This window comes from Mycolicibacterium sp. HS_4_1 (genome assembly GCF_054515875.1).
Window position 1 is genome coordinate 452,738 of the sequence record NZ_CM137261.1, and the last position, 24,968, is coordinate 477,705.

Consider the following 24,968-nt stretch of genomic DNA (forward strand, 5'->3'; position numbering starts at 1 on the left):
GCGAATCCGGCCTTCCCGGGCATGTGTGCCGCGCTTCCTTATATAGGAGTGGGTCAGGCTTTCTCGACGAGCAGCGCGCGCAGCATCGACAGCATCTCCGACCGTGATTCGGCCCCCAACCTGCGGCGAATGCGGGCGACATGGTGTTCGACGGTCTTCGCTGAGATCAGCAGCCGGGCGCCGATATCGCGATAGGGCATGCCTTGCAGCACCAGTTCGGCAACCTCGCGTTCCCGGTCGGACAGCCGCGTCCAGGCCGGTGTTGCGGCGGAGGTGGCCCGAGCGTCACCCGAGGCAGGCGGGGGTGTGGTGTTGCGCACATCTGCGCCCGTAGGCGGCTCGCGAGGAATAGCCGGGCCTGCGAGCTCGATGGGATCTGCCGCGGCCTCGAGGGCCGCGTCCTGTTTGAGGTCGCGCGCCAGCTGCAACATGGCACCCGAGATCTTGCCGTCGGCCGAATGCAGCGCCGCCTGACTTGCCAGTCGCGTCGCATCCCACGTCAACCCGAACCGGGCCAGCCCGCGGGCGGCCGTCGTCACCTCCGCGGCGTCGACGCCGTCGGCCAGGACCCGGAGCCAGGCGCGACCGGCGCCGGCCAGCGCGGTGGCGTACGCGCCGTGCGCCCCCTCGGCCCGGCTGGCGGCGGCCAGGGCCTGCCCGTGCGGCGCGACGGCCTCGGGCGCATTGGCCAGAATTCCGGCGTGCACGCCCGCCCAATGAAGCGGAACGGCCCACAGCGCCGGATTGCCGGTGGCCCGCAGCAGCCCGAAAGCCTCGGCGAGGGGCTGACGCAGCTGATCGATCTGCTGCAACCGAGCCGCGGCCACCCACAACTCACCCAGCGGCAGGAGTGCGAACAGGTCCAGGGAGTACTCGGCCAGCACCTCCATGGCCGCATACCAATGTTTCTGCAGGGCGCCGGTATCGCCGCTGCGCCGTGCGACGGCGGTCTGCAGCGCGGTGAACCACAACGCGTCGCGGCGGTGCAGGTCCGCGGCCTCGGTTGGGCCCAACGACGGGACCGCGGAATCGAGTTGGCCGTCGAGCATCCGGATCCAGCCGAGCAGCAGCCGGTGACGCAGATGGGAGAAGCCCTGGTTGGCGCCGGTTCGGACGGCCCGGCCGATGACACTACGGGCGCGGACGGCGTCGCCGCCGTGCAGCGCGACCAGGCCCAGCAGCGCGGCGGGGCTGTCGGGAGAGACCGTGTGAACGCCGTTGGTGGAGCCGACGGCCTGCGTCAGCCGCGCCATCGCCACCGCGAACGGCTGGTCGAGCGTCAGCAGCATGCCCTCTGCCATGCCACGGGCCGCACGCGCGGAAGACGTTGGCGGCATGGAGTTCTCGGCCTGCAGGCACGTGCGGGCCAGCTCCGCGTCGGCCGTGGCGACCCCCACCACGGCACCCGCGGCGGCAACGAACGGATCGGGATTGGGGCCGAGCCACCGGAACAGATCCGCGGCGTGGGCGGCGGCGCCGTCGTGCATGGCGACACTGGCCGCGATGCGCACCGCCTGGGCCCGGACGTCGGCGTCCTCGGCGGTGAGCAGTTCGTCTGCCAGGGTGCCCGCGGAGGCACAGTCACCGGTGACGGCCAGGGCGTCGGCGAGGTGCACATCCGCCGGGGCGGTGCCGGCGCGGGCCGCGGCGCGGTACAGGCGGGCGGCCTGTCGGGGCTCGGCGGGCGCGGCGCGCTGGATCAGCTCGGCCGCCAGCAGGTCGTCGACCGTGCCGTGCTCGGCCAGCTTCAGCGCCAATTCGGTTGACAGTGTGGCTGATTCGATCTGCGAACGCAGCAGCCGGGATTCGGTCTCGCGATGCCGCGCGGCGCCGACCAGTTGGGTGAGGCACCGGTGCAGCGTGTCGGTGAACCGCGGGTGCAGCGAGGCGGACAACAGGCCACTGGCGCGGGCCCGGTCCATCAGTACGGCCGCGGCATCACCGGGCAGCTGCAGGGCGGCGGCGATGTCGTCGGGCCCCAGTTCCGGGCTGAGCGAACACAACAACAACGTGTCCAACAGATGCTCGTCCAGCCGGCGCAACCGCTCGCTCAGCGCCACCGAAGCGGCCCGGGTCGGATCGCCGCCCGAGGCCAGGGCGGACAGCGCCGAGTACACCAGCAGCGGGATGCCACCGGTAGCGGCGAGCAGTCCGGGTACCTGATTGCCGGCGACGGCGGCCCGGGCCAGTGCCTCATGGATTTCGCGAGGTGTCATGGGCGCCAGCTGAATCGGCGGATGTTGCCGGCTCAACGTGGTGGTGAGGGCATTGAGCGCACGCTCGTGCGCCAACGGCTCGGTGCTGACCACAACGGTGCGGCCGGGGTCTCCGGCCAGCTCGGTCAGGACGTCCAGTTCGGCCGGCGAGAGCAGCTGGGCATCGTCGATGACGATGGCCGCGTCCGGCGCTTCACCGGGCTTCGGCACCCGGGCCAGCATCGCCGTTCCATTGGCCCGCAACGTCTTTCGCACCGCTTCCAGCGCGGTGGTCTTGCCGCTGCCGATTCCGCCGAGCACCAGCGATGTGCCGGCTGCCGCGGTCATTGGCTGGTCGATGCCGAGGGTTGCGCGGTGATGGGCGCCGACGCGGTGACCACCGATGCCGACGGGGCCGACCCGGTTTCCACCGCCGCGGACGCCGTCTTGGGCGGCTGCTGCGCCGTGGCCTGCGTGGTGGGGGCCTGCGTCGTCGGCTGAGCCGTCGGCGTCTGGCTGCTCGGTTTGGTGGTCGGCTGCTGTTGCGTCGTGGTCGGCGGCGGCTGCGTGGTGGTGGGCGGCTGCGTCGTCGTCGGTTGGGTCGTCGTCGTCGGCGGGGTGGTGGTGGTCGGTGGCGTCGTGGTTGTGGTGGTCGTCGTCGTCGACGGAGTGGTCGTCGTCGTGGTGGTGGTCGTGGTGTCGGTGGTGGTTGTGGTGGTCGTCGTCGAGCTGGTGGTCGACGGATCGGTGGTCGTCGTGGTCGTCGGCGGTGGCGTGGTGGTGACCGGGTTGGTCACCGTCGATGTCTCCACCTGGCCATTCGGATTCGTCTGCGTCACAACGGACTTCGTGGCCTTGTAAGTGCTCGTGGTGATGGAGCCGTCAGGGCCGGTGATGGTGGTGGTGACGTCGACCGTCACCGGACCCGACTGGGTGTCGTTGCTGGTGAGCCCGACCGCCGCCCAGCTGCCACCGGCAACCAGGAAGGCCGCCGCGGCCGCGCCGAAGAGCAGCGGTGGACGCCGGTACCAGGGCAGCGGCGCCACGTCGGGCAGGTTGTCCTCTTCTTCGTGGGCGAAGTCCATCGCCGGCCGGGCCGTGGTCTCACCGAAAGGCGCTGCCTCGGCGTAGCCCGTCGCGAAATCCGCGGGGTAGTCCGCGCCGACGGCGGCACCGGGTTCCTCGTCGTCAGACCAAGCCAGCGACGGCCCGACGGTCGAGGAGGGGTTCGCGTCCGCCGGCGGCACCGGAGCAGCCATGGTGGCGGGGCCGCCCGCCCAGCCCGCGGGGCCGGCCGCCCAGCCCATCGTGGGCGCCATTCCCGTCGGGGCGTCGGCGCTCATGGTGCTCTGGTCGACGAACGGTGCGCCGCCGGCCGCGGTGAGGGCGGGCTGCGGCGAGGTCACGACCGGTACCCGGAAGTGCTCTGAAAGTCGTTGGGTGACAATCGGAATCGAGGCGCCGCCGCCGGCGGTCGCCAGGGCCGTCAGGACGCCGGCGGGAATCTGGTTGCGCTGCAGGGTGTCCTGGACGACGGCGACCAGCCCGGCGAGGGCCGGCTCCAGCAGTCGTTCCAGCTCTGGGCGGGTGATGCGCAGGGCCGACGCGAAACCGGGCAGGTTGGCGTTGACCGACGTCGCCGTCTCAGACGACAACCGCTCTTTGGCCTGCCGGCACTGGTCACGCAGCTGGGACAGTGAGCCGACCGCCGCCGTGCCGGCCGGGTCTGCGTCGGCGGACTCGGTGATGCCGGCGATGACGTGGTTCAGCAGCGCCTGGTCCACCAAGTCGCCGGAGAACTCCGGGTAGCGCACCGTCTCGCCGATCTGGCTCAGGGTCGCGGCGTCGGCGAGGGTGACGCTGGTGCCGCTACCACCGAAATCGCAGAGCGCCACCACGCCGTGGTCAGGTAGCCCGGGCCCGGCCTTGAGGCCGGCCAGCGCTGCTGCCGCGTCGGAGACCACCGGTGCGGCTGCCAGGCCGGGCTTGCCGCGCAGGGCTGCGGCGAGTGCGCCGATGGTGGACATCCCCCAATGCGCTGGGGCGGCGATGACGATGGGGCTGCCGCCGCCCACGGTCCGGGCCATGGCATCGAGTGCCTCGGCCAGGACGGCCTCGCCGCGATGCGCCGAACCGTCCGGGGCGATCAGGGGAATGGGGTCGCCGACGCGCTCCACGAAACCGGTCAGCACCAGGCCGCCGGGCTGCGTGGGGATGCCGACTTCGGCGGGCCGATCCGGGTACAGGGACAGGATGGCGCGACGGCTCACCGGCGGTCGCCCGGCCGGCACGGCCACCAGGTTGGTCTGGCCGATCGACAAACCGAGCTCGTTGCTCATAAACGTCCACTCCTTCGATGCGCTGCCAAGCTCAGGCCACCCTATGTGCTGGCGGCCTAGGGGTGGGACACAATCCCCTAACGATTGGTGAATCCCTAATGGGCGTGCCCCTAATGGCAGGTGTCGGGTGCTGGGGTCAGCACCGATCTCCGGGAGCTATATCGGCGATAGCATCGAAATAGTTATCGAGGCGTATCAGAAGGGAGTAGGTGCCGTGGCAAATCCGCTACTGGATTTTGTCATGTCGGTGGTCCGTGATCCCGACGTGGCAGCTCACTACGCCGCCGACCCCGCCGGTGCCATCGCCGACGCCAACCTCACCGGGGTCACCACAGCGGACGTCGCGCACCTCATCCCGGTGGTCTCCGAATCCCTGGGGACGGTGTCCGCCGCGGCCGGTGGCGTGCCGACCGCCGGATTCGACGATCCCGGCGTCAACGTCTGGACCAGTGGTGCCGCCACGGCGGCCTTCGACGCCTTCGATGCCGTCAACACCCACGTGCCGACGGTCGTGTCACCGCATGTGATTTCCGACCCTGAACTGGGTGGATTCGACAGCGCACCGGACCTTCCGGTGCACACCGCCGTGCCGGACCTGGCCGTGTCTGACGATCTGGGCCTGCACAACGACATCCCGGTCATCGACGCCGGGCACCTCTCGGATCCGGGTGCATTCGACTGGCACCCCGTCGATACCGCTGACCCGCTCGAGCACCATCAGGGCTTCGACTTCTTCAGCTGAGCACCGCACACCCGACAAACGCCGGTGGCCGCCATGGCCACCGGCGTTTTGCGTTCTCTCACCTCGCCCTCAGCAAACACCCTAGTAATCCCCTAATCCCCTAATGGGGGCAGTGGTGGGACCCCACTATGTTCCGTTGGGGGTAGGGGTGGTCGCCCCGTTTGCAGGGTTCTTGCCGGCCCCTAACGTTGTTGTCAGTTCGCCGGACAGACACGAAGGCGACCCGAACTTCACAAGAGCAAGACCCCAAAGAAAGGGACTCCAATGACCAGCCTGATCGAATTCATCATCGACCTGTTCCGCTTCCCCACCGTCGCGAGCTCGTTCGTCGCGAACCCCGAGCAGACCATGCGCGACGCCGGCCTCGCCGGTGTCACCTCCGCGCAGCTGGCTTCGGTGGCCGCCAGCGCGGTGCCCGCCGGCGTCGTGCTCGGTGGCGGCGACCCGGTCGTCGGCCTGCAGAACGCGGTCTCGGACTACTACAGCATGTCCTCGCCGTTCTCCCCGCAGACCGGCTTCGTCTCGCAGCCGACCTTCGCTCCCAACACCGACTTCGCGAGCAACAACAACGTGCCGGTGGCCAGCGGCAACAGCATCCCGGTGCTGAGCCCCGACCAGCACGCCGGCGCCAATGCCCAGCAGGGTGCCTTCAACCTGGGCTTCGGTGACATCACTCTCGGCGGCAGCCACGTCCAGCAGGGCGACGGCGGCGTGAACATCGCCGGCAACAACCACGGTGACATCGCCAGCGGCAAGGGTGCCGTGCAGGGCGACGGCAACACCGTCACCAACGGCGACATCCTCACCGGCAGCCACTCCCCGGTGATCGTCGGGACCGGCAACCACGCGACCGACAACTCGCAGACGGCGGGCGGCCACATCATCCAGGGCAACTCCGGCCCGGTGGTCAACGACGTCAACACCGGTGGCGGCAACGGCGGCGGCGCCAGCGCCGGCGGCGGCCTGATCGGTGGCGGTCACGCCAGCGGCGGCAGCGGTGGCAGCGGCGGCAACATCGTCATCAACGACGGCAACACCTCGTCGACGCACGTCGGTGGCAACCAGACCACGGTCGGCCACGACCTGGGCAGCGGCAACAGCAGCGTGATCGACGACTCGTCGCACTCCTCGACCGTGAACACCAGCCTGAACAGCGGGAACACTGCCAACACCAGCATCGGTAGCGGCAACAGCACCCACACCAACATCGGCAGCGGGAACACCACCCACACCGATCTGAGCTCCGACAACTCGGTGCACAGCACGGTCGCCGACAGCTCGGTGCACGAGGCCAGCATGAACACCTATGCACCCGTCGAAACCCACACCACCACCGACATGAGCCACACCACCCACATCGATCCGCACATGCACTGATCGATCGCGACAAACCGTCCGGCGGGGCCTCTTGCAGGCCTCGCCGGATGTTTGCGCATACCGTTGGTTATCGAGCATGCAGTCGAGGAGAGTCCAGTGACGCAACCCAACGAGGCGAATCCGCGCCCGGTCGCGGTGATCGTCGAGTTGATCGACCACACCAGCCGGATCGCGGGCCTCAATGACCGCGATGACCTGGCGCAGCGGTTGCTGGCGGCGAAGACGCGGATCAGCGATCCGCAAATCCGGGTGGTCATCGCCGGGCAGCTCAAGCAAGGCAAGAGTCAGTTGCTGAACTCGTTGCTGAACATGCCGGTCGCCCGCGTCGGGGATGACGAGAGCACCGTGCTGACCACCGTGGTCCACTACGGCGACGCGGCGGCTGCGGAGCTCGTGCTGGCTCCGCCCGATGGTGGGCTGGAGCCGAGCGTCGTGGCCATTCCGCCCAACCAACTTTCGGCCGATCTGCGGCAGGCCCCGCAGGCCCAAGGCCGTCGGGTGCTGCGCGTCGAGGTGGCGGCGCCGAGCCCCATGCTCAAGGGCGGACTCACCTTCGTCGACACCCCGGGCGTCGGCGGGCTGGGTCAGCCCCACCTGTCGGCCACCCTCGGGCTGCTACCCGACGCCGACGCGCTCCTGATGATCAGCGACACCAGCCAGGAGTTCACCGCGCCCGAGCTGACGTTCATCCGGCAAGCCATCGAAATCTGCCCGGTGGCAACGATTGTCGCGACCAAGACCGACCTGTACCCGCACTGGCGGGAGATCGTCGCGGCCAATACCGCACACCTGCAGCGCGCGCGGCTGAACGTGCCCGTCGTTCCCGTGTCGTCGGCGCTGCGCACCCACGCGCTGGCGCTGAACGACAAGGAACTCAACGACGAGTCGAACTTCCCCGCGCTCATCAAGTTCCTCACCGACAAGGTGCTCAGTCGCGAGAACGACCGGATCAAGGACGAGGTCGTCACCGAAATCCACTCGGCCGCAGAACATCTCACCCTCGCCGTGTCCACCGAACTGGCCGCGATCAACGACCCCGACAAGATCGAGCGCATCAAGGCCGAGCTGGAGCAGAAGAAGGACGACGCCCAGAACGCGTTGCAGCAGACCGCACTGTGGCAGCAGGTACTGAACGACGGCATCGCCGACCTGACCGCCGACGTCGACCACGACCTGCGCAACCGGTTCCGCAACATCACCGCGCACACCGAGCGGATCATCGACGGCTGCGACCCGACCCAGCACTGGGCCGAGATCGGCGCAGAGTTGGAGAACGTGGTCGCCACCGCGGTCGGCGACAACTTCGTCTGGGCCCACCAGCGCGCCGAGGCGCTGGCTGCAGAGGTGGCCCGCACCTTCGTCCAGGCCGGGCTGGATTCGGTGGAACTGGCCGAGGTCAGGGCCCGCGACATGGGCGCCGGCCTGGGCGAGTTCAACCCCGTCGCACGGCTCGAGTCCGAGCCGATCAGGGCCGGGCACAAGGTGATCACCGGGATGCGCGGGTCCTACGGCGGTGTGCTGATGTTCGGCATGCTGACCTCGTTCGCCGGGCTTGGCATGTTCAACCCGCTGTCACTGGGTGCCGGACTGGTGCTGGGCCGCAAGGCCTACAAGGAGGACATGGAGAACCGCATGCTGCGCGTGCGGGGTGAGGCGAAGATGAACGTCCGCCGGTTCGTCGACGACGTGTCGTTCGCCGTCGGCAAGGAGTCGCGGGACCGGCTGCGAAACATCCAGCGCCACTTGCGGGATCATTACCGCGAAATCGCGAACCAGACCACTCGGTCGCTCAACGAATCGCTGCAGGCAACCCTTGCCGCGGCGCAGATCGAAGCGGGCGAACGCGACAACCGGGTACGGGAACTGGAGCGGCAGTTGAACATTCTGCGTCAAGTCATCGACAATGCGGTGAAACTGACTCCCGCACTCGCCCAGTGAGCACCAGCGCACGCGTCCGCGCCATCCTGGGCGGCGTCATCTCGGCCTATCGGTCGGACCCCGTCTACCAGCACCGCCCGCAGGCCCTGGCCGAACTGGACTGGATCGGCCGCCGGCTGGACCAGCCGATCCGCATCGCGTTGGCCGGCACGCTCAAGGCCGGCAAGTCGACGTTGGTGAATGCGCTTGTGGGCGAAGAGATTGCGCCCACCGACGCCACCGAGGCCACCCGCCTGGTCACCTGGTTCCGGCACGGTATGACGCCGCGCGTGACGGCCAACCACCGCGACGGCCGCCGCACCGACGTGCCGATCACCCGCGATGGCGGCCTGACGTTCGATCTCGCGCGGTACTCCGGTGCGCAGGGCGCGGCCAACGTGGGGGACATCGTCGACCTCGACGTGCAGTGGCCCGCAGCCGAATTGGAACAGATGACCATCATCGACACGCCGGGCACGTCGTCGCTGTCGCGTGACGTCTCCGACCGGACCCTGCAACTCTTGGTGCCGCGCGACGGGGTCCCTCGGGTGGACGCCGTCGTGTTCCTGCTGCGCACGCTCAATGCGCCAGACATCGCGCTGCTCAAGCAGATCGGGGAACTCGTCGGCAGCGGCTCGGGCGCGCTGGGCGTGATCGGGGTCGCGTCGCGGGCCGACGAGATCGGGGCCGGACGCATCGACGCGATGATGTCGGCACGCGAGGTGGCCACCCGGTTCACCACGGAACTGGACCGCACGGGCGTGTGTCAGGCTGTCGTCCCGGTGTCGGGATTGCTGGCGCTGACCGCGCGCACGCTACAGCAGAGTGAGTTCGCGGCGCTGCAGAAACTCGCCGCCCTGGACGGCGACGCCGCCACCGCGCTGACCAGGGCCATGCTGTCGGCGGATCGCTTTGCCCGGCAAGATGATTCGCTGCCGGTGGACGCCGTCACGCGAGCCGGGCTGCTGGACCGGTTCGGCATGTTCGGCATCCGGATCGCCATCGCGGTCCTGCGCGCCGGTGTCACCGACTCCGTGGGGCTGGCCGACGAGCTCCTGGACCGCAGTGGGCTGGTGGCCCTGCGCGACGTCATCGACCAGCAGTTCGCGCAGCGCGCCGACATGCTCAAGGCGCACACCGCGTTGCGCTCGCTGCGCCGCTTCGTGGAGGACAATCCCATCTACGCGACGCCGTTCATCCTGGCGGACATCGACCCGCTGCTGGCCGACACCCACGCGTTCGAAGAATTGCGCTTGCTCGGTCAATTGCGTTCCCGGCCAACCACATTGAACGACGATGAAATGGCGTCGCTGCGCCGCATCATCGGTGGTTCTGGCACCGACGCGGCGAGCCGGCTGGGACTGAGTAACGATGCGCCGTATGACGGTCCGCGGGCAGCCTTCGCGGCGGTGCAGCGGTGGCGCCGACGGGCCGATCATCCGCTGAACGATCCCTTTACCGCACGCGCCTGTCGGGCCGCTGTGCGAAGTGCGGAGGCCCTGGTGGCCGACTATGCGGCGCAGGGAAGGTGAGATATTCGTGATCGTTGGCCAAGCGGTACCCTGCGCAGCTACCGTTTGCGGGTGGCTCAATCGTTTGACCCCTTCGGACTGGTAGGACGCGCGGTCGACGCTGCTCGTCTCGGCCTGGATGTGTACAGCTGGACCGAGCAGCAGATCGTCGGCGCCCTGCGCAAAGGCCTCAACGAACTGGAACCGGAAGACACCGAAGACGACGTCGTCGCGACGCCCGAACCGTCCACACCGGCAGCCACCGACGAGTCGCTCAACTCCAAGATGAGCCAGCTGCTGAACCGGGCGCTCGACCAGAACACCGCGGGCAGCCAGACCGAGTTGTACCACCATCTGCTGGATCAGCTGGTCGCCGACGAGGCCCGCATCGTCGGCGCGCTGTCCGACGGCTCGGTCTCTCCTCTGGTCAACGTGTTCGACCGGACCCGCAAGGCAGTGCTGGAGAACGCGGCCCTGGTGGGCCGGACCGCGAACGTCGCGCTGCCACAGATGACGCCGCAGTACGTCGGGCATTTGCTGGCACTGCGACTCGTGGAGATCGGTCCGGAGGATTCCGCGCTGAAAACCGAGTACGAGGTGCTGATGGCTGAGACCATCGTGCTGGGTGCGATCAAGGCCGCGTCGAAAGGCCCACTGCCGGCAAAGGTGGAGAAGCTGACCCTGACGCTGTCGCCGCTGGGCCGGTCGCTGTGGGCCGCCGCTACCGCGGAGGACGACCAGAACGGGTGGCGCTGATGTCTTTGACCGAGATCCTCACTGACTTCCGTGCGCACTGGATCATCTACTTCTCCATGCCGCTGGTGGCCGCGTTCGTCGGCTGGAGCACCAAGATCGTCGCGATGGAGATGATCTACCGGCCGCTGGAGTTCAAGGGCATCGGCCCCATCGGCTGGCAGGGCATCATCCCGCGGCGCGCCGGCAAGGTCGGCTCGACCACGATCGAGTTGCTCACCTCGAATCTGCTCAAGCCCGAGGAACTGGTCTCCCGGATCGACGCCAAAGAGGCCGTCGAGGTGCTGCGTGAACCGCTGGCGGCGTCGATCAACGACATCGCGCGCGACGTCGCCGAGGAGATCCGCCCGGGTCTGTGGGATTCCCTGCCCGAGGCCGGGCGGCAGGCGATCCTGAACCGCATCCACTCCCAGGCGCCGCGCATCACCGAGAAGATGCTGAACGAGATGCAGGCGGACCTGAGCCGGTTCGTCGACCTGCAGTTCCTCTCGGTCACCACGCTGGTGCGCAACAAGGAGAAGCTCAACAAGCTGATGCGCGGCCTGTCCGACGACGCCATGGCGTTCGTCCGGCGCAGCGGCATCTACTTCGGCCTGATCATCGGTACCGCCCAGATGTTCGTGTGGGCCATCTTCAAACTGCCGTGGATCATGCCGGCCTTCGGTTTCGGTATCGGCCTGGTCAGTGACTACATCGCGCTGAACATGCTGTTCCGGCCCATCAAGCCGACGAAGTTCCTGGGCTTCATCAAGTTCCAGGGGCTGCTACATGCGCAGCGCGAGAAGATCACCGCGGACTACGCCCGCATCTTGTCCGAGGACCTGTTCGCGCCGGACATCCTGTTCGACGGGATTCTCAAGGGCCCAGGTGCGGACAAGCTGTTCTCGATGGTCGCCCGCGAGGTCGAACTCGCGATCGACAGCGAAGTCGGTGGGTGGACGGGCACGGTCGTGAAGTTCGCGGTCGGCACGGCGAAGTACAACGCGCTGAAGGACAAGGTCGTCGAACTCGTCGTCGAGCGGCTGCCGGCCACGCTGCTGGACGCCCAGGACTATGCCATGAGCAAGATCGACCTCGAGCAGACCATCATCGACAAGATGAATCAGCTCTCCAACGAGGAGTACGAGTCGATTCTGCGGCCGGTGTTCAAGGATGACGAACCGTTGATGGTCGCCATCGGTGCCATCCTCGGTGGCTGCGTCGGTGAGCTCCAAGTCCTGATGATCGAGTTCTTCACGCACTAGTGTTGCGGCTGCGGCAATACCGTGGTGTGCGGCCTCGACGTGAACGGGTAGGGCCAGCGCGGGTCGGTGGTCGTGTGACTCTGCCGTGACTGGGTGATCGACGTTTCCGTCGACGTCGTCGTGGTGTCCGTGGCGGGCGGCAGGTCGATGTCGGTGGTGGACGGCGGCGTCGTCGACGAGCTGGTGGTCGCTGAACTCGTCGTTGTGCTCACCGCCGTGCCCGGAGTCGTCGAGCTATCGATGATGACGGGCACGGGTGCCGGCTGCGGCTGGTTGTAGTGCCGCGTCAGCCACGCGCCGGCGAAGTACAGGAGGCCGATGGCGATCAGCGCGGCGATGCTGGCGCCGACGACGTGCGGAGTGCGCTCATGCCACGGCCGCTCGGTCATGGCCGGTCAGCGTAGCTGCGGAATGACTTCCGTGCTGAAGAAGGCGATGTGGTCGAGATCGGACATGTCCAGCACCTGCAGGTAAACGCGCTCGACACCGGCCGCGACGAACGGCGCCAGCTTGTCGACGATCTCCGCCGGAGTGCCGACGGTGGGGGAGTTGCCGCGCATTTCGTCGACCTCGCGACCGATGGCGCCGGCTCGGCGGGCGAGCTCCGCGTCGTTTTTGCCCGCGCACAGGACGAAAGCTGCCGAGTACGTGATGCTTTCGGGTGCCCGGCCGGCTTCGGCCACGGCGGCCCGGACCCGGCCGAACTGGGTGGTGAGGGTGTCGATGTCGACGAACGGAATGTTGAACTCCGAGGCGAACCGGGCGGCCAGCGCCGGGGTCCGTTTGGCGCCGCCGCCACCGATGATCACCGGCGGGCGGGCCTGCGCGGGTTTGGGCAGAGCCGGGGAATTCTTCACGGTGTAGTGCTTGCCGTCGAAGTCGAAGTGCTCTCCGACCGGGGTGTCCCAGAAGCCGGTGATGATCTGCAGCTGCTCGTCCAGCCGGTCGAAGCGTTCGCCCAGCGGCGGGAACGGGATGGCGTAGGCCTCGTGCTCTTCGGCGAACCAGCCGGCACCGAGGCCTAATTCCACACGGCCACCGCTCATTTCGTCGACCTGTGCGACGGCGATGGCGAGCGGGCCGGGGTGCCGGAACGTCGCCGAGGTGACCATGGTGCCGAGCCGGATGGTGCTGGTCTCGCGCGCGATGCCACCGAGCGTCACCCAGGAGTCGGTCGGGCCGGGCAGCCCGTCGCCGGCCATGGCCAGGTAGTGGTCGGATCGAAAGAAGGCCGAGTAGTCGAGTCTTTCGGCGGCTTGCGCGACGGCGAGCTGGTCGGCATAGGTGGCACCCTGCTGCGGTTCGACGAATACCCGGAAGTCCATGCCGCCCAGCCTAGTGATCAGAACGCCTTGACACTCGCCGTCGAGACGAACATCCCGTGGCCGGTGCCGGCGTTGGTGAAGCGGGTGCCTTCGGCTCCGGCGAGGATGGTCCAGCCCACCGCCGAATAGGTCTGGTAGTCGATGGTCACCGTCGGGATGGCCCCGAGATTGCCCACCACCCACGACAATTCGCCAGCTGCCGTGACTCGGACGCCGTTGGCCGACTCCCCGTTGAGCTTCGGCGCGTTGGTGAAGGCCGACTCGCAGTCGACCTCGGCCTTGCTGAGCTGGCACCGGGTCTGGCCGGACTTGGTCGCGATGAAGACGTAGCCGTTCTGCGGAGCGAGGGCTTGCGCGGTGGGCGGCACGGCGCTGGGGACCGGGATCGGGTTGACCGGGACGGGGCGGATGGCCTTCGAACTCGGTGTCGGTGTGCTCGCCGACGGTGATTCTCCGGTGGGCACCCCCGACTTCGGGCTTCCGGGGGTGGTGCCGTCGCAGCCGGCGAGCAGCGGGACAGAAGCAGCGACGAGGGCGATCAGCCGATGGTGGTTCATCGGCTAACAGGTTACTGCGGAGGCAGTACCGGCGGTCGGCAGATGTTGTTGATCGGGTCCCACCACGCGCCGTCACGACAGTCGAGCGGCGTCGTCGAGACCGGAGGACGGCAGCTGTTGATGTTCGGGTCCCACCAGCCGCCGGGACAGTTCTGCACCAGCGGGGCCTGGCACCGGTTCTGCACCGGGTCCCACCAGGTGCCGTTGTCGCAGTCCGCGTGACTCACGGCAGGGACGATCGCTGCGGTGAGGGCCATGGGCGCCAAGGCGGCCGCGGCGATGACGGCGGCCCGCTGCAGAGATTTGTGCATGCCGGCAGCCTAAAGGGCCTCAGTTACAAGGCAAGTCGCCCGGCGTGTAGTAAGGCACCCCGGCCGGGGTGTAGCACGGCGGACGGCCCGCCGCGGCCTGGGCGGCAGCGTCCTCCGGCGCCGCGACGGCAGCGGCCACCGCGGCGTCACCGGCGACGTTGGTACAGCCGCCCGCGCTGACGTGCCGACCGCCGACGTTGGCGCACACATCAGCGTGGGTGACAGGCGTACTGACGGCCGGCACGGCCGCGGACGCCAACAGGAACAGCACTGCAGCTGCGGACTTCTTCATGTCTCCAACTTCCGTAGGCCCGACCTTGCGACAAATTATTGACAGATCCGTCAGGCTTGTCTCAGCTTTTCTGGTAACTGCCGTCGTCCATGCGGGTGAAGTGGCGGCCCGGGGGCGGCAACGGGTCGCGGCGCAGCGGGCCGGCGACGGGGCGGTGCCACGGTGTCATCGGCAGCTCGTCGACAACACGGACGAATGCGGGCCGCTCCTCGGCAGGCAGGTTCGCGAGCGCCTCGTCCAGGTCGGCGGCGGTGATGTCCTGCCCAGCGATCAGTGACAGGGCCGCGACGGCCACTTCGTGGTCGTCGGATGGGACTCCGTATGTGTGCACCAGGTCGACGTTGGGCAGCTTCCCGAGGGCTGCGGTGATCGGCAACGAGGCCACGATCCCGCCGGCGGTGTGGATCTGAGTGTCGACGGAGTCGATCAGCCAGTAGTCACCGTCACTGTCCCGGCTGACGAGGCTGCCGCTGGAGAACCAGGCATCACCGGCCTCGAACAGATTGCGCAGCGGCGGCGCGGACGCGGTGGTCGCGGAACTGATCTTCACCAACAGCAGGCCCGTCTCGTCGTCGGCACAGCGGATCGCGTAACCGTCCGCGCCCGAAACAACCTGCTGCGCTTCCGGATCCCACCGCACGACCTCGACCGTGGCACTGCCCGGCAGGGGCCGGCCCAGCGATCCTGGCTTGGCCGGGTTGACGTTGGCCAGGATGGCCTCGCCCTCACTGGTGGACCAGAAGTCGAGGACGCCGGCCGGGGCGAACCGGTCGAGGACCCGGCGCCACAGGCCGCGAGGCATACCGGAGCCGACGAACAGCCGGACCGAGTGGTTGCGCTCGGCGGGCTGCGGGGCGGCGTTGACCAGCGGCCGCAGCTGCGCCCAGGTGTAGCAGACGATGGTCACGCCGTACCGGCGTACTTCCGTCCAGAATGTCGTCGGGTCCAGGTCGGTGGCCATCGCCAGCCGGCTGCCACCCGCGACCGCTCCGCCGATGCCCGTCAGCAGACCGGAGGTGTGGTAGATCGGGTTGATGCTGTAGACGGTGTCGGAGTTGTTCAGCGTCGCCGACGTCGCGGTGCCGTACGCCGACAAACCGAAGCGGCCGTTGGTGACTCGGATGGGGCGGGGGTCGTCGTCCGGGCCGCCGAAGAAGATGAACGCGAGCTCACCGGCACGGCCCGGGTTGGGACGGTACCAGTCGGGGATGCGCACGGCGTTGGTCTCGCCGATCTCCAGCGCGGTCAGGGTGCGGTCCCGGTTGAGGTAGGGCGTGTCGAGCAGGAAGGTGTGCAGCGGTCGGCCTGCGAAGTCGGCCTCGGAATGTTCGGGGTCGGCGATGACGCGGTTGACCTTGCCGAGCTCGACCTCGCGCGCCGTGTCGGCGCCGGGGCGCAGCATCACGGCCACCGCGCCGATGCGGTTGAGCGCCGTCACCACCGCCAGCGCCGACGGACGGGTCCCCATCAACACACCGACGTGCTCACCGGCACGCACGCCCGCGGCGAGCAGACCGCGGACCACCGCGTCGATGCGCACCTTGTTCTCGCCGTAGGTGTAGCTGCGGTCCTCGTACATGAAGCTGACGTCGTTGGGCGCGTGCTGGGCCTGCTCATCGAACAAGAGCGCCAACGAGATTCGCGTGTTCGCGTCCAGTCTCCGGATGCGCGCCAGCCGGGGCATCTGGCGCGACACCGTGCCGAACATGCCGCGGACGTCACCGACCGAACGTGCGACGGAGCCCGCGACCATGCGGCCGGCGTCGATCAGTGTCTGGACACCCTCGCCCGGCCCCGCCGGCGCCGGTTCGGCGGCGGTGGTCATTGCGTCGACCTTGGTGACGTGCTCCGGCTGCGGGCCCTTGCCCTCGGCAAACCGCATCCAGTCGGCCACCAGCGGCCAGGTGTGCGACGTCGCGGTGCTGCCCACAACCAGACCGAAATGCCCTGCGTGCAAGGTGCTTTCGAAGATATCCGCACGCGGCGCAGCACCCAGGATTCCGCGTACCGAGGCCGGCGGAGCGATTTCGTCGACATCTCCGACGAACGCCAGAATCGGCGACGTGATGTCGGCGAGCGTCACCGGTCGTCCGGCGATGGTGAATCCGCCCGTCAACATCCGGTTGTGCACCAGGAACTGCTGCAGGAACTCGGCGAGCGCCGGGCCGGGCCACGCCACCCAGCCGTCGTTCATCAGGTAGCGGCGCTGCCCTTCGCGGGGCAGCAGGGCATCGCGGTCGTGCAGCGCGAACAGGAACTGCAGCTGGCCCGTCACGGCTTTCACGGGGTCGAGTAGCTGGAACCCCAGCCGGGTCGCCCAGCCCGGCACGGACCGGCCCCGCAGGACGTTCTCCATGACGAATCCCATGCCGGGAATGGCGATTTCTGCCGGGACGCCCATCGGGGCGGTTTTGCTCAGGTCCACCGGGCTGCCGAAGGTGATGACGCTGGCGATGCCGACGCTGCGCCGGTACGCCGAGGCCTGGTAGCAGAACATGCCGCCCTGCGAGTAGCCGGCCAGGTGCACGTCGCCGCCGGTGAGGGCACACATCTCGTCGATGGCCGCGTCCGCTGCCAGCACGTGATCAGCCAGGTTGCGCTCCAGGCCGCCGGCTTCCTTCTCCGGCGAGCCGAAGTCGATGACCCATGGGTCGATACCGTGCGCGATGAGCGTGCGCACGCCGCTGGCCTGCGGCGACACGTCGAACACATCGGCCGTCAGCATCAGCGGCGGCACCAGCAGCACCTGGGGGCGGCCCTTCTCGCCGCTGGTGCGGTACCGCCGCAGCTTGTGGATCCGGCCCTGGGCGACGACGTCGTACGGCGACGGCTCTTCGCCTGTCTCGAGCCCGCCGTAGCGGGCCACTTCCAGCCAGTTGCGCGTCGTCGCCACAACCCTGTCGAACATTCAGCCCGCCCTTTCGATCAACACTCGGTGCAGATCATGCCAAGCCGATCCGTTCACCACGGCAGTTTGACCGCCAGCCTGGGTGTCGGTGGGTGCGTCGACCGCAAATGCACGTCGGTCGACCGGATCGGATCGAGGACGCGGGTCAGGAAGGTGATTTCGTCGGCGAGGGCGGCCTCGTGGACAGGCCCGTCGTAGAAGTCGAAGTGGTCGGCGGGGTATTCGCACAGATGGGCCAGATACCCCGCCTTTTTGGCGGCGCGGCGCGCGGCGCCGGCGGCGCGATGAGGTCGTTGGTGCCGATCTGGACGAGCAGCGGGCATTCCAGCTGGCTGGCGTGCACGGTCGGTCGGTTGAACGCGATCTCCAGCGCCGTGCGGGCGGTGAATTCGTTGCGCCAGGTCGGGCCGGCCATGGCCACGTACGCCTCTTCGGCGCCGGGCGTGGTGAGCACTGCGGTGTCGCCATGGTGCCCGGTCAGTGGCAGGTTGTGCGGACGGCGGCCGAGGCGCGCTCCTACGGCATCGAGCACTCCATGCGCGACCATGCGGGCCAGCGGCCCGGCTCCGGCCTCGTGATACGCCTGTACCAGCGCGGCCAGGCCGTCGGTCGCGGGGCACAGTGACACCACTGCGGCCACCCTCTGGTCTGCGGCGGCCACAGCGATGACATGCCCTCCCGAATATGAGGTGCCCCACAAGGCGATGCGGTCGCGGTCGACGCCCGGCAGGTTCCGGGCGGCATCGATGGCGGCGTGGTAGTCCTGACGTTGCTTCTTCACCGAGATATATTGGCGTGGTTCGCCTTCCGAATCGCCGAAGCCGCGGTAGTCGAACACCACCACGTCCATCCCGGCGGCGGCGAACGGCTCCGCGAACGCCAGCAGGCCCGAGTCGCGGGTTCCGCCGAAGCCGTGGGCCATGACCACGCACGGCCGCCCGGTCTGACCGGCCAGCGCGTCACTCTCGGCGGTCAGATGCCAAGCGGCGCAACGCTCGCCGTGGCTGATGAAAAAGAAGTCGGCTTTCATGATCGCTCCTTCGGTCAGACCACGGATAGCGGGGCGGCGGCGGGCGTGAAGACCAGTGCGGGGTCCTCGATGGGTCCGTTGCGCAATCGTTCCTGGTCCATCTCGTAGGCATGCTTGAACGCCCACGGGCCATAGGTGCCGCCGCGCGGGAACTTTGCGACGGCCCGTTGGACGTACCCGGAGGTCATGTCCAGCAACGGAACTCGTGCCATGGTCCCGTCTTCCAGGACGGGCACCACCTTGTCGTAGCCATGCTCGTCCATGTAGTCGAGCATCCGGCAGAAGTGCTCGCACACCAGATCGACCTTCAACGTCCAGGCGATGTTGGTGTAGCCGACCGCGAATGCGAAATTGGGCACGCCGGAGAGCATCATCGCCTTGTAGACGGTGAGGTCGGGTAGATGCAGCAGGTGCCCGTCGACGCTCAGGGCGATCTTGCCGAACGGCGTCATGTTCAGGCCGGTCGCCGAGATGATGATGTCGGCGGCCAGCTCCTGCCCGGATTTCAGCAGGATGCCGTGCTTGGTGAACCGCTCGATGTGGTCGGTGACGATCGAGGCCTTGCCGGACGCGACCATCTTGAACAGGTCGCCGTCGGGGACCATGGCCAGGCGTTGCTGCCACGGGTTGTACTTGGGGGTGAAGTGGGTGTCGACATCGAAATTCTTGGGCAGCTGCCGAGCCACGTTGGCGATCAACAGTTTTCGCATCAGTTTCGGGTAGCGCATGCACATCTTGAACAGGCCGCGGTTCAGTGCGATGTTCTTGCGTCGCACGATCTTGTATGCCCGCTCATGGCCGAGCACCTTGTTGAGCACGTTGGCGATCGGGTCGGACGCCGGTATCGAGAACACGTAACTCGGGGAGCGCTGCAGCATGGTGACGTGCGCGGCCTTGTCGGCCATGTTCGGGATCAGGGTGACGGCGGTGGCGCCGCTGCCGATGACGACGACGTTCTTACCGGCGTAGTCCAGATCCTTCGGCCACAGTTGGGGGTGGATCACCGGACCCTCGAAATCCTCGCGACCCGGAAAGTCGGGCAGATACGGATTCTCGTAGTCGTAGTACCCGGTGCCGAGGAACAGAAAGCGTGACGTGAACGTCTCGGTCTGGCCCTCGTGGGTGGTGGTGACGGTCCAAAGTGCTTGCTGGGAATCGAAATTCGCCGATTCCACGTGGTAGCCGAATCGGATGTGGTCGGCGAGCCCGTTCTCCTCCACGGTCTGCTCCAGATAGTCCAGGATGATGTGCCCGTCGGCGATGGACTTGCGGTGCGTCCACGGCTTGAAGCCGTAGCCGAAGGTCGGCATGTCCGAGTCGGACCGGATGCCCGGATACTGATGCAGGCTCCAGGTGCCGCCGATCGCGTCTCGTCCCTCCAAAACCACGAACGACGTACCCGGCCGAAAAGTCTTGAGGTGATATGCCATTCCGATGCCGGAAATCCCGGCGCCGACGACCAGGACGTCGACGGGAGCGGTGGTTGTCATGGGCACTCCTTTGCCGGTCCGGCGGGTGTACCTGACTCTAAATCCGCGACGCCGTGTCCATGCCGGGTTTCGCAGGCCCGGCTTACCGGGTGGCGAGGGTCTGAGCGAACTCGTCGATGGCGTCGACCATCTGGTCCAGGCCCGGCTGCTCGATCGGGTAGTGACCGGCGTTGTCGAGCACCTTCTTCGTGACCGGCACCTTGGTGATCCGGTCCAGGAACGGGTCGCTGAGATGCTGCGGTGTCCACCGGTCGGCGCCGGGCTGGGTCAGCAGCACCGGGCAGGTGGTGAAGTCCTCGGGTTCGACGGCCGGCTGGTAGGCCATGTACGAGGCGAGGAACGCCATCGTGACCCAGTTCCCGGCCGAGGTGCGGTCGGCGAGACAGGCCCGCAGCGCCGTCTTGTCGTTGACCAGGGTGTGCATCTTGCTCACCGCCCACATCGGGATGCGCATGCGGCGCAGCGGTGTCCGGGCGACGCGGCTCATCATCGGTCCGCCGAGCCGACCTATGGCGGGGTTGAGCGCCGTCTCGACCTGAACCCGGGGATTGCGCTGATCGAGGAACGTCATCCCCACGATGCCCGCGACGTGCGGGCTGATCGCGGCGACGTGGTAAGTCAGCATCCCGCCGGCGCTGAGGCCGTACAGCAGGATCGGGCGGTCGTCGCGTTTGCGTTCGGCCGCAACGAGATCGACTCCGGCGGCGACCCAGTCGTCGTAGGTCACCAGCGCGCCCGGCGCGACCTCGGTGACCCCGTAGCCCGGCATGTCGACGGCGATGGTCTCGTATCCGCGCCTCGCGAGGGGAGCGCCGGCGATGGTGCTCATCTGACGACCGTTGGTGCCGACGCCGTGGAACAGGACGACCTTCACCGGCGAGTCCGGGTTGCGGTACGTATCCAGGTGGATGTGGTGCCCCTGCCAGTCCCACCACTCCTCGGTCGGCTCCATGCCGGGCTTGATCCGGTATTCCGCAGACAGGTGCTGTTGGATTGTGCGCCAGGCTGTTTGGTCGGCGTAGCTCATGGTGGGAGATTAGCGTTCGGCCAGTGGGTCTGTCGTCCCCATCGTCGGCGCTTAGTTGACCTAACCGCCGTGCGCGTGTTGGGACGCTGCCGACCGCCCCCATTGGGAGCCTCGACGGTTAGTTCACCTAATACTTATGCGCCAGTTTCGGCTAGTCGGGCTAAGCATCGACGATTCCCGTCTCGCGGTGCCCGCGCCACGCGAATCCTGCTGCGGCAGTGCTATTTAGGCGCCCTAATCGTCGCTGATGCCACTCTTGCTGGTGGGGCTTTCTTGTCGGTGGGCGGGCGTAGTATCGCAAGTATGTTCGAATCAAGCAGTGATCCCCCCGCTGCGGCCGCGGCGGTCGACGCGATCACCCTCGCCACTCGTGAGGAGAACGCTGCCGGGGCGCGCCGGCTGGCGGCGATCAGTGATTTGTGGGCGCTACGGGCTCCCGATGATGATGTGGAAAAGCGGTATTGGGCGATCGACGGGTATGCCGGACTGATCGTGGAAGTGGCCGCCGCGCTCGGGGTGTCCCGCAAACGCGCGCAGGCGCAGGTGGACCGCGCGGTGACGTTGCGTACCCGCCTGCCGAAGGTGGCAGCGGTCTATGCCAAAGGCCTGATCGATGCGGTGATGGTCGCGATGATCGTCTCGCGCACCGACCTGATCATCGACGACGACGTCGCCGAACAGGTCGACGCGGATCTGGCCGCGAGAATCGTGGCGTGGGGGCGGTTGTCGAAACCGAAGATGGAGCAACGTATCGATGCGATCATCGCTGCCTCCGATCAGGCCGGGGTCCATGCACCCCGGCCCCCGTCACAAGCCCGCTACCTCGATATTCGTGCTTGCGGCCCGGGGTGCGCCAGTGTCTGCGGAACAGTGGATGCGGCGACCGCCGCGGTGCTCGACGTGGTCCTGGACGACTTGGCACGCGGGGTATGCCGCAACGATGGGCGGTCCCATGATCAGCGGCGTGCTGCCGCCATCGACGCCCTCGCCCGCGGCGACCGGCTGCGGTGTGCGTGCGGGGAACCTCACTGCGCGGCAGCAGCCACTGCGGATCTGCCCGCTGCGACCGTGGGTACCCGCGCGGTGATCCACGTGATCGCCGGCGCCGACACCCTCGACGGTGGCGCGCCGGGATTGCTGCCCGGATATGGGCAGATCCCGGCCGAGCAGGTCGCTCGCCTCGCCGACGGCGCGACCATCCGCCAGGTGGGCGTTCCGCCGGATGCGGCCGAGCCGCGCTACCGGCCCTCGGCCAAGCTGGCCGAGTTCGTCCGCTGCCGCGACCTGACCTGCCGCTTCCCGGACTGTGACCGGCCCGCGCAAGCGTGCGACATCGACCACACCGTGCCCCACCCGGCAGGGCCGACCCATCCGTCCAACCTCAAAGCCCTGTGCCGGTTTCATCATTTGCTGAAAACGTTCCACCACTGGCGCGATCAACAATTCCCAGACGGGACAGTGGTGTGGACCGCCCCCACCGGGCACACGTACATCACCAAACCCGAAGGCGCGCACTGGTACCCACAACTGGCCACACCGAGTGGCACGCCCGAAGTCAACCAGGAGCCGGTGCGTACACCGGGCCGCGGGTACTGCATGCCCAAACGCAGACGCACCCGAGCCCAAGAACGCCAGGAACTCATCAATGAAGCCCGGATGATCAACGAAGAACGCATCGCGACAGAGGAGTGGCGCCGCCACCGCGAGATCGAGCAAGCCCTCGCCGCAGAAGAAGACTGGGACCAACCGGCACCGTTCTAGGGGGCGCTATTTGATCGCCGTGGCAATACCATCGGCGAATCGCTGCGCGATCACTCGGTCCATCCGCGCGAAATTCACTGCCAGGCCGTTGATCTCGGAGCCGGCCCGCTGGGGGAACGTCGACAGCGGAGAGACGATGAGGCCATCGGCCTTGAGTCGTTGGGCAATGTCGCGGTCGCGGTGGCCGTCGGGCAGCAGGATGGCGACGTGCAGCCCCGCCTGGACACCGAGTACCTCCAGATTTGGGCACCGGGCTTCGAGCTCGGTGATCAGAATGTCGCGGCGGCAACGATATTCACGGCCGGCCCTCGCCAGGTGTCGTTGCAGGTCCCCAGCGGTGATCAGTTCGGTGAGGGCGATACGCGTGATGGTGGACACCGCGATGCGGTGATCGCGAAGATAGGTCTGGACCGCGTCGCGCAGGGGCAGGGGTGGCACCAACCAGGCGGCGCCCAGGCTCGGCGCGAGCATCTTCGACGCGGTGCCGACGTAGGCGACGTGTGCCCCGGCGCCGGGAATCGACCGGATGGCGGGCAGCGGCGCAACGCCGTAGCGGAACTCGCCGTCGTAGTCGTCTTCGATGACGATCGACCCGGTCCGCTTGGCCCATGCGACGAGTTCGGCTCGCCGGTTCACCGAGAGTCGGTGTCCGAGTGGGTACTGATGCGCCGGTGTCGTGTAGACAATGCCGGCTTCATCGCCGAGCGTGCTGACGCGCAGCCCGTCATGGTCGACGGGGATGAAGATGGGCTCCAAGCCGGCGCGGGCGAATTCCTCCGCCGCGGCGGGGTAGCAGGGCGACTCGAGATAACAGCGGGTGAGGCCACTGACCGCAGCCAGTGTCTGGACGGCGGCAGTCGATCCTGGAATGTCGAAAACAGTGTCGGTGTCGACGCCCCGGTTGATGCGGAGGTGGTGGGACATGGCGGCGGTGAAGGCGCCGTCGGTGTCCTGCCACGGCGAGAGCGTCGTCGGTCGGGACGCCGCCGCGGCCCGCCACGCACGGTTCCACGCCCGCATGTCGATGAGCCCGGTGTCAGGGGAGCCGGGGCGAAGGTCAACGACGGAGTCGGTCTGGTGCGCCACGTCAGCCCGCTTCGACACCGCGGTTTGGTCGTCGAGGCGGGGCGCGCGGCTGGACAGCCCGGCCCGGGCTGCGGCCGTGGCGCCGGCGGTGGTCCGGGTGCCGGCGCCGGGCACACCTTCGAGAAATCCGGCAGCGACCAGCTCGTCGTAGGCGGCAGCGACCATCGTTCGTGAGGTCCCGAGGTCGTGGGCGAGCGCGCGGGTGGACGGCAGCCAGTCCCCGTCGCCGACCTGCCCGGCGGCAATCAAGGCCACGAGCTGACTCGCGATCGACCTGCCACTGAGATCGGTGCTGTCGAGAGGTAGATGCACCAGCCGGGTGTGACGGGCCATCTCGACAGAATACTGGCCTGGCCAGAACATCATTTCTGGCTGTTCAGACAAGGCCGCATTCATGGTGATCTTGAAGCATGGAAAAGGTCACCCGTAAGTACGGCCGACAGTCGACGGCGCGCGCCGCCCTCGAGGAGTTTCTCGATGAGCAGTGGTGGGGCGTGCTGAACGTCGGCGACGTGGCACGTCCGAACGGCAAGGTCCGGCCCCTTGCGGTGCCGACTTTGTACGTCCGTCACGAGGATCGGATTCTCATCCACGGCTCGACCGGCGCGGGCACGCTGGGCGTCAAGAGCGCAGGGAAGCAGGTCGCCTTCTGTGTGACGGCCATGGATGCACTTGTGGTGGCGCACAGCACTTTTGACTCTTCGGTGCATTACCGGTCTGCAGTGCTGTACGGCGAGGTGCAACCTGCGCGCCGTGCGGATCGGGCAGCCTTGCTCGAGCGCTTCAGTGAGTTGTTGATCCCCGGCCGTACCGCCGAAGTGCGCGCGATGTTGCCGAAGGAGATCGCGGCGACCAATGTCATCTCGCTGCCGATCGTCGACGGCGACTGGGTCTACAAGGTCAACGGCGGTCCGATGGCCGAACCCGACGAGGAGACCACCGCCTGGGCCGGCATCGTGCCGTTCTCCGTCGCTTACGGGGAGCCCCAGCGGGCGGACTGGTCGACGGCGGACTTGCCGGACTCGGTGCGGGCGATGATCGCCGTGGGAGGCGCCTGACCAGCGTGGATCGGGCCGGATAGGCATTGTTGGGGAATCGGGAAT

The 24,968-nt window shown here is 67.9% G+C and carries 19 protein-coding genes and 1 pseudogene; 8 read left to right on the forward strand and 12 right to left on the reverse strand.

Annotated elements, in window-relative coordinates:
• Window positions 1-53 precede the first annotated feature (53 nt).
• Both iniR and ACX12F_RS01980 read right to left on the reverse strand, forming a co-directional pair.
• Window positions 54-2,543, reverse strand: coding sequence for an isoniazid response ATPase/transcriptional regulator IniR (iniR, locus tag ACX12F_RS01975; RefSeq protein ID WP_459368039.1), 2,490 nt, complete (start codon window positions 2,541-2,543; stop codon window positions 54-56).
• Window positions 2,540-4,534 carry an Hsp70 family protein gene (locus ACX12F_RS01980; RefSeq protein WP_459368040.1) on the reverse strand — a complete coding sequence of 665 codons (1,995 nt, stop codon included), beginning with the start codon at window positions 4,532-4,534 and terminating at the stop codon, window positions 2,540-2,542. The genes iniR and ACX12F_RS01980 overlap by 4 nt, the downstream gene beginning before the upstream one ends.
• Before the next feature lie 214 nt (window positions 4,535-4,748).
• On the opposite strand from ACX12F_RS01980, the gene ACX12F_RS01985 reads away from it, so the two are divergent.
• The 6 genes from ACX12F_RS01985 to ACX12F_RS02010 all read left to right on the forward strand — a co-directional run bounded on the left by ACX12F_RS01985 (window position 4,749) and on the right by ACX12F_RS02010 (window position 12,078).
• A complete protein-coding gene (locus ACX12F_RS01985; protein WP_459368041.1) occupies window positions 4,749-5,276 on the forward strand; it encodes an Rv0340 family IniB-related protein in 528 nt (175 codons plus the stop codon).
• A 264-nt stretch (window positions 5,277-5,540) separates the two neighbouring features.
• Window positions 5,541-6,653: an IniB N-terminal domain-containing protein gene (locus tag ACX12F_RS01990; RefSeq protein ID WP_459368042.1), complete on the forward strand. Its 1,113-nt coding sequence runs from the start codon at window positions 5,541-5,543 to the stop codon at window positions 6,651-6,653.
• 96 nt (window positions 6,654-6,749) lie between these two features.
• Window positions 6,750-8,591 (forward strand): dynamin family protein, encoded by a 1,842-nt coding sequence (locus ACX12F_RS01995; protein ID WP_459368043.1) that lies wholly within the window; start codon window positions 6,750-6,752, stop codon window positions 8,589-8,591.
• Window positions 8,588-10,102: a dynamin family protein gene (locus tag ACX12F_RS02000; RefSeq protein ID WP_459368044.1), complete on the forward strand. Its 1,515-nt coding sequence runs from the start codon at window positions 8,588-8,590 to the stop codon at window positions 10,100-10,102. Before ACX12F_RS01995 ends, ACX12F_RS02000 begins: the two co-directional genes overlap by 4 nt.
• A gap of 51 nt (window positions 10,103-10,153) precedes the next feature.
• On the forward strand, window positions 10,154-10,837 hold the full coding sequence (locus ACX12F_RS02005) for an Abi-alpha family protein (protein ID WP_459368045.1): 684 nt from the start codon (window positions 10,154-10,156) through the stop codon (window positions 10,835-10,837).
• Window positions 10,837-12,078 (forward strand): DUF445 domain-containing protein, encoded by a 1,242-nt coding sequence (locus tag ACX12F_RS02010; RefSeq protein ID WP_459368046.1) that lies wholly within the window; start codon window positions 10,837-10,839, stop codon window positions 12,076-12,078. Before ACX12F_RS02005 ends, ACX12F_RS02010 begins: the two co-directional genes overlap by 1 nt.
• Here ACX12F_RS02010 and ACX12F_RS02015 read toward each other — a convergent pair.
• The 9 genes and pseudogenes from ACX12F_RS02015 to ACX12F_RS02055 form a co-directional block, all read right to left on the reverse strand.
• The gene (locus ACX12F_RS02015) at window positions 12,075-12,467 is read right to left on the reverse strand and encodes a hypothetical protein (protein ID WP_459368047.1); all 393 of its coding nucleotides are present in this window, start codon (window positions 12,465-12,467) and stop codon (window positions 12,075-12,077) included. The two genes, ACX12F_RS02010 and ACX12F_RS02015, sit on opposite strands and share 4 nt — an antisense overlap.
• Window positions 12,468-12,473: 6 nt before the next feature.
• Window positions 12,474-13,403 carry an LLM class F420-dependent oxidoreductase gene (locus tag ACX12F_RS02020; protein ID WP_459368048.1) on the reverse strand — a complete coding sequence of 310 codons (930 nt, stop codon included), beginning with the start codon at window positions 13,401-13,403 and terminating at the stop codon, window positions 12,474-12,476.
• 17 nt (window positions 13,404-13,420) lie between these two features.
• A complete protein-coding gene (locus ACX12F_RS02025; protein ID WP_459368049.1) occupies window positions 13,421-13,960 on the reverse strand; it encodes a hypothetical protein in 540 nt (179 codons plus the stop codon).
• 11 nt (window positions 13,961-13,971) lie between these two features.
• A complete protein-coding gene (locus tag ACX12F_RS02030; protein WP_459368050.1) occupies window positions 13,972-14,271 on the reverse strand; it encodes a hypothetical protein in 300 nt (99 codons plus the stop codon).
• 19 nt (window positions 14,272-14,290) lie between these two features.
• Window positions 14,291-14,563: a hypothetical protein gene (locus tag ACX12F_RS02035; protein WP_459368051.1), complete on the reverse strand. Its 273-nt coding sequence runs from the start codon at window positions 14,561-14,563 to the stop codon at window positions 14,291-14,293.
• Between the two features lie 61 nt (window positions 14,564-14,624).
• Window positions 14,625-17,471, reverse strand: a complete 2,847-nt coding sequence (locus ACX12F_RS02040) for an AMP-binding protein (RefSeq protein WP_459368052.1) — start codon at window positions 17,469-17,471, stop codon at window positions 14,625-14,627.
• Between the two features lie 53 nt (window positions 17,472-17,524).
• Window positions 17,525-18,501: pseudogene (locus tag ACX12F_RS02045) on the reverse strand (alpha/beta hydrolase).
• Between the two features lie 14 nt (window positions 18,502-18,515).
• The gene (locus ACX12F_RS02050) at window positions 18,516-19,991 is read right to left on the reverse strand and encodes a flavin-containing monooxygenase (RefSeq protein WP_459368053.1); all 1,476 of its coding nucleotides are present in this window, start codon (window positions 19,989-19,991) and stop codon (window positions 18,516-18,518) included.
• Between the two features lie 82 nt (window positions 19,992-20,073).
• Complete coding sequence (locus ACX12F_RS02055) at window positions 20,074-21,018, reverse strand: alpha/beta hydrolase (RefSeq protein ID WP_459368054.1); 945 nt, start codon at window positions 21,016-21,018, stop codon at window positions 20,074-20,076.
• Between the two features lie 303 nt (window positions 21,019-21,321).
• Between ACX12F_RS02055 and ACX12F_RS02060 the strand changes: the two genes are divergently transcribed.
• Window positions 21,322-22,779: an HNH endonuclease signature motif containing protein gene (locus ACX12F_RS02060; protein ID WP_459368055.1), complete on the forward strand. Its 1,458-nt coding sequence runs from the start codon at window positions 21,322-21,324 to the stop codon at window positions 22,777-22,779.
• A gap of 6 nt (window positions 22,780-22,785) precedes the next feature.
• On the opposite strand, the gene ACX12F_RS02065 is transcribed toward ACX12F_RS02060, so the two are convergent.
• Complete coding sequence (locus ACX12F_RS02065; protein ID WP_459368056.1) at window positions 22,786-24,198, reverse strand: aminotransferase-like domain-containing protein; 1,413 nt, start codon at window positions 24,196-24,198, stop codon at window positions 22,786-22,788.
• A 77-nt stretch (window positions 24,199-24,275) separates the two neighbouring features.
• On the opposite strand from ACX12F_RS02065, the gene ACX12F_RS02070 reads away from it, so the two are divergent.
• Window positions 24,276-24,923 (forward strand): pyridoxamine 5'-phosphate oxidase family protein, encoded by a 648-nt coding sequence (locus ACX12F_RS02070; RefSeq protein WP_459368057.1) that lies wholly within the window; start codon window positions 24,276-24,278, stop codon window positions 24,921-24,923.
• Window positions 24,924-24,968: the final 45 nt, after the last annotated feature.

Excerpts from the sequence above, each read along its gene's own strand:
- iniR (WP_459368039.1), bottom strand. The coding sequence starts at position 2,543 with ATGACCGCGGCAGCCGGCACATCGCTGGTGCTCGGCGGAATCGGCAGC.
- ACX12F_RS01980 (WP_459368040.1), bottom strand. The coding sequence starts at position 4,534 with ATGAGCAACGAGCTCGGTTTGTCGATCGGCCAGACCAACCTGGTGGCC.
- ACX12F_RS01990 (WP_459368042.1), top strand. The coding sequence starts at position 5,541 with ATGACCAGCCTGATCGAATTCATCATCGACCTGTTCCGCTTCCCCACC.
- ACX12F_RS02010 (WP_459368046.1), top strand. The coding sequence starts at position 10,837 with ATGTCTTTGACCGAGATCCTCACTGACTTCCGTGCGCACTGGATCATC.
- ACX12F_RS02015 (WP_459368047.1), bottom strand. The coding sequence starts at position 12,467 with ATGACCGAGCGGCCGTGGCATGAGCGCACTCCGCACGTCGTCGGCGCC.
- ACX12F_RS02020 (WP_459368048.1), bottom strand. The coding sequence starts at position 13,403 with ATGGACTTCCGGGTATTCGTCGAACCGCAGCAGGGTGCCACCTATGCC.
- ACX12F_RS02025 (WP_459368049.1), bottom strand. The coding sequence starts at position 13,960 with ATGAACCACCATCGGCTGATCGCCCTCGTCGCTGCTTCTGTCCCGCTG.
- ACX12F_RS02030 (WP_459368050.1), bottom strand. The coding sequence starts at position 14,271 with ATGCACAAATCTCTGCAGCGGGCCGCCGTCATCGCCGCGGCCGCCTTG.
- ACX12F_RS02035 (WP_459368051.1), bottom strand. The coding sequence starts at position 14,563 with ATGAAGAAGTCCGCAGCTGCAGTGCTGTTCCTGTTGGCGTCCGCGGCC.
- ACX12F_RS02040 (WP_459368052.1), bottom strand. The coding sequence starts at position 17,471 with ATGTTCGACAGGGTTGTGGCGACGACGCGCAACTGGCTGGAAGTGGCC.
- ACX12F_RS02050 (WP_459368053.1), bottom strand. The coding sequence starts at position 19,991 with ATGACAACCACCGCTCCCGTCGACGTCCTGGTCGTCGGCGCCGGGATT.
- ACX12F_RS02055 (WP_459368054.1), bottom strand. The coding sequence starts at position 21,018 with ATGAGCTACGCCGACCAAACAGCCTGGCGCACAATCCAACAGCACCTG.
- ACX12F_RS02060 (WP_459368055.1), top strand. The coding sequence starts at position 21,322 with ATGTTCGAATCAAGCAGTGATCCCCCCGCTGCGGCCGCGGCGGTCGAC.
- ACX12F_RS02065 (WP_459368056.1), bottom strand. The coding sequence starts at position 24,198 with ATGGCCCGTCACACCCGGCTGGTGCATCTACCTCTCGACAGCACCGAT.
- ACX12F_RS02070 (WP_459368057.1), top strand. The coding sequence starts at position 24,276 with ATGGAAAAGGTCACCCGTAAGTACGGCCGACAGTCGACGGCGCGCGCC.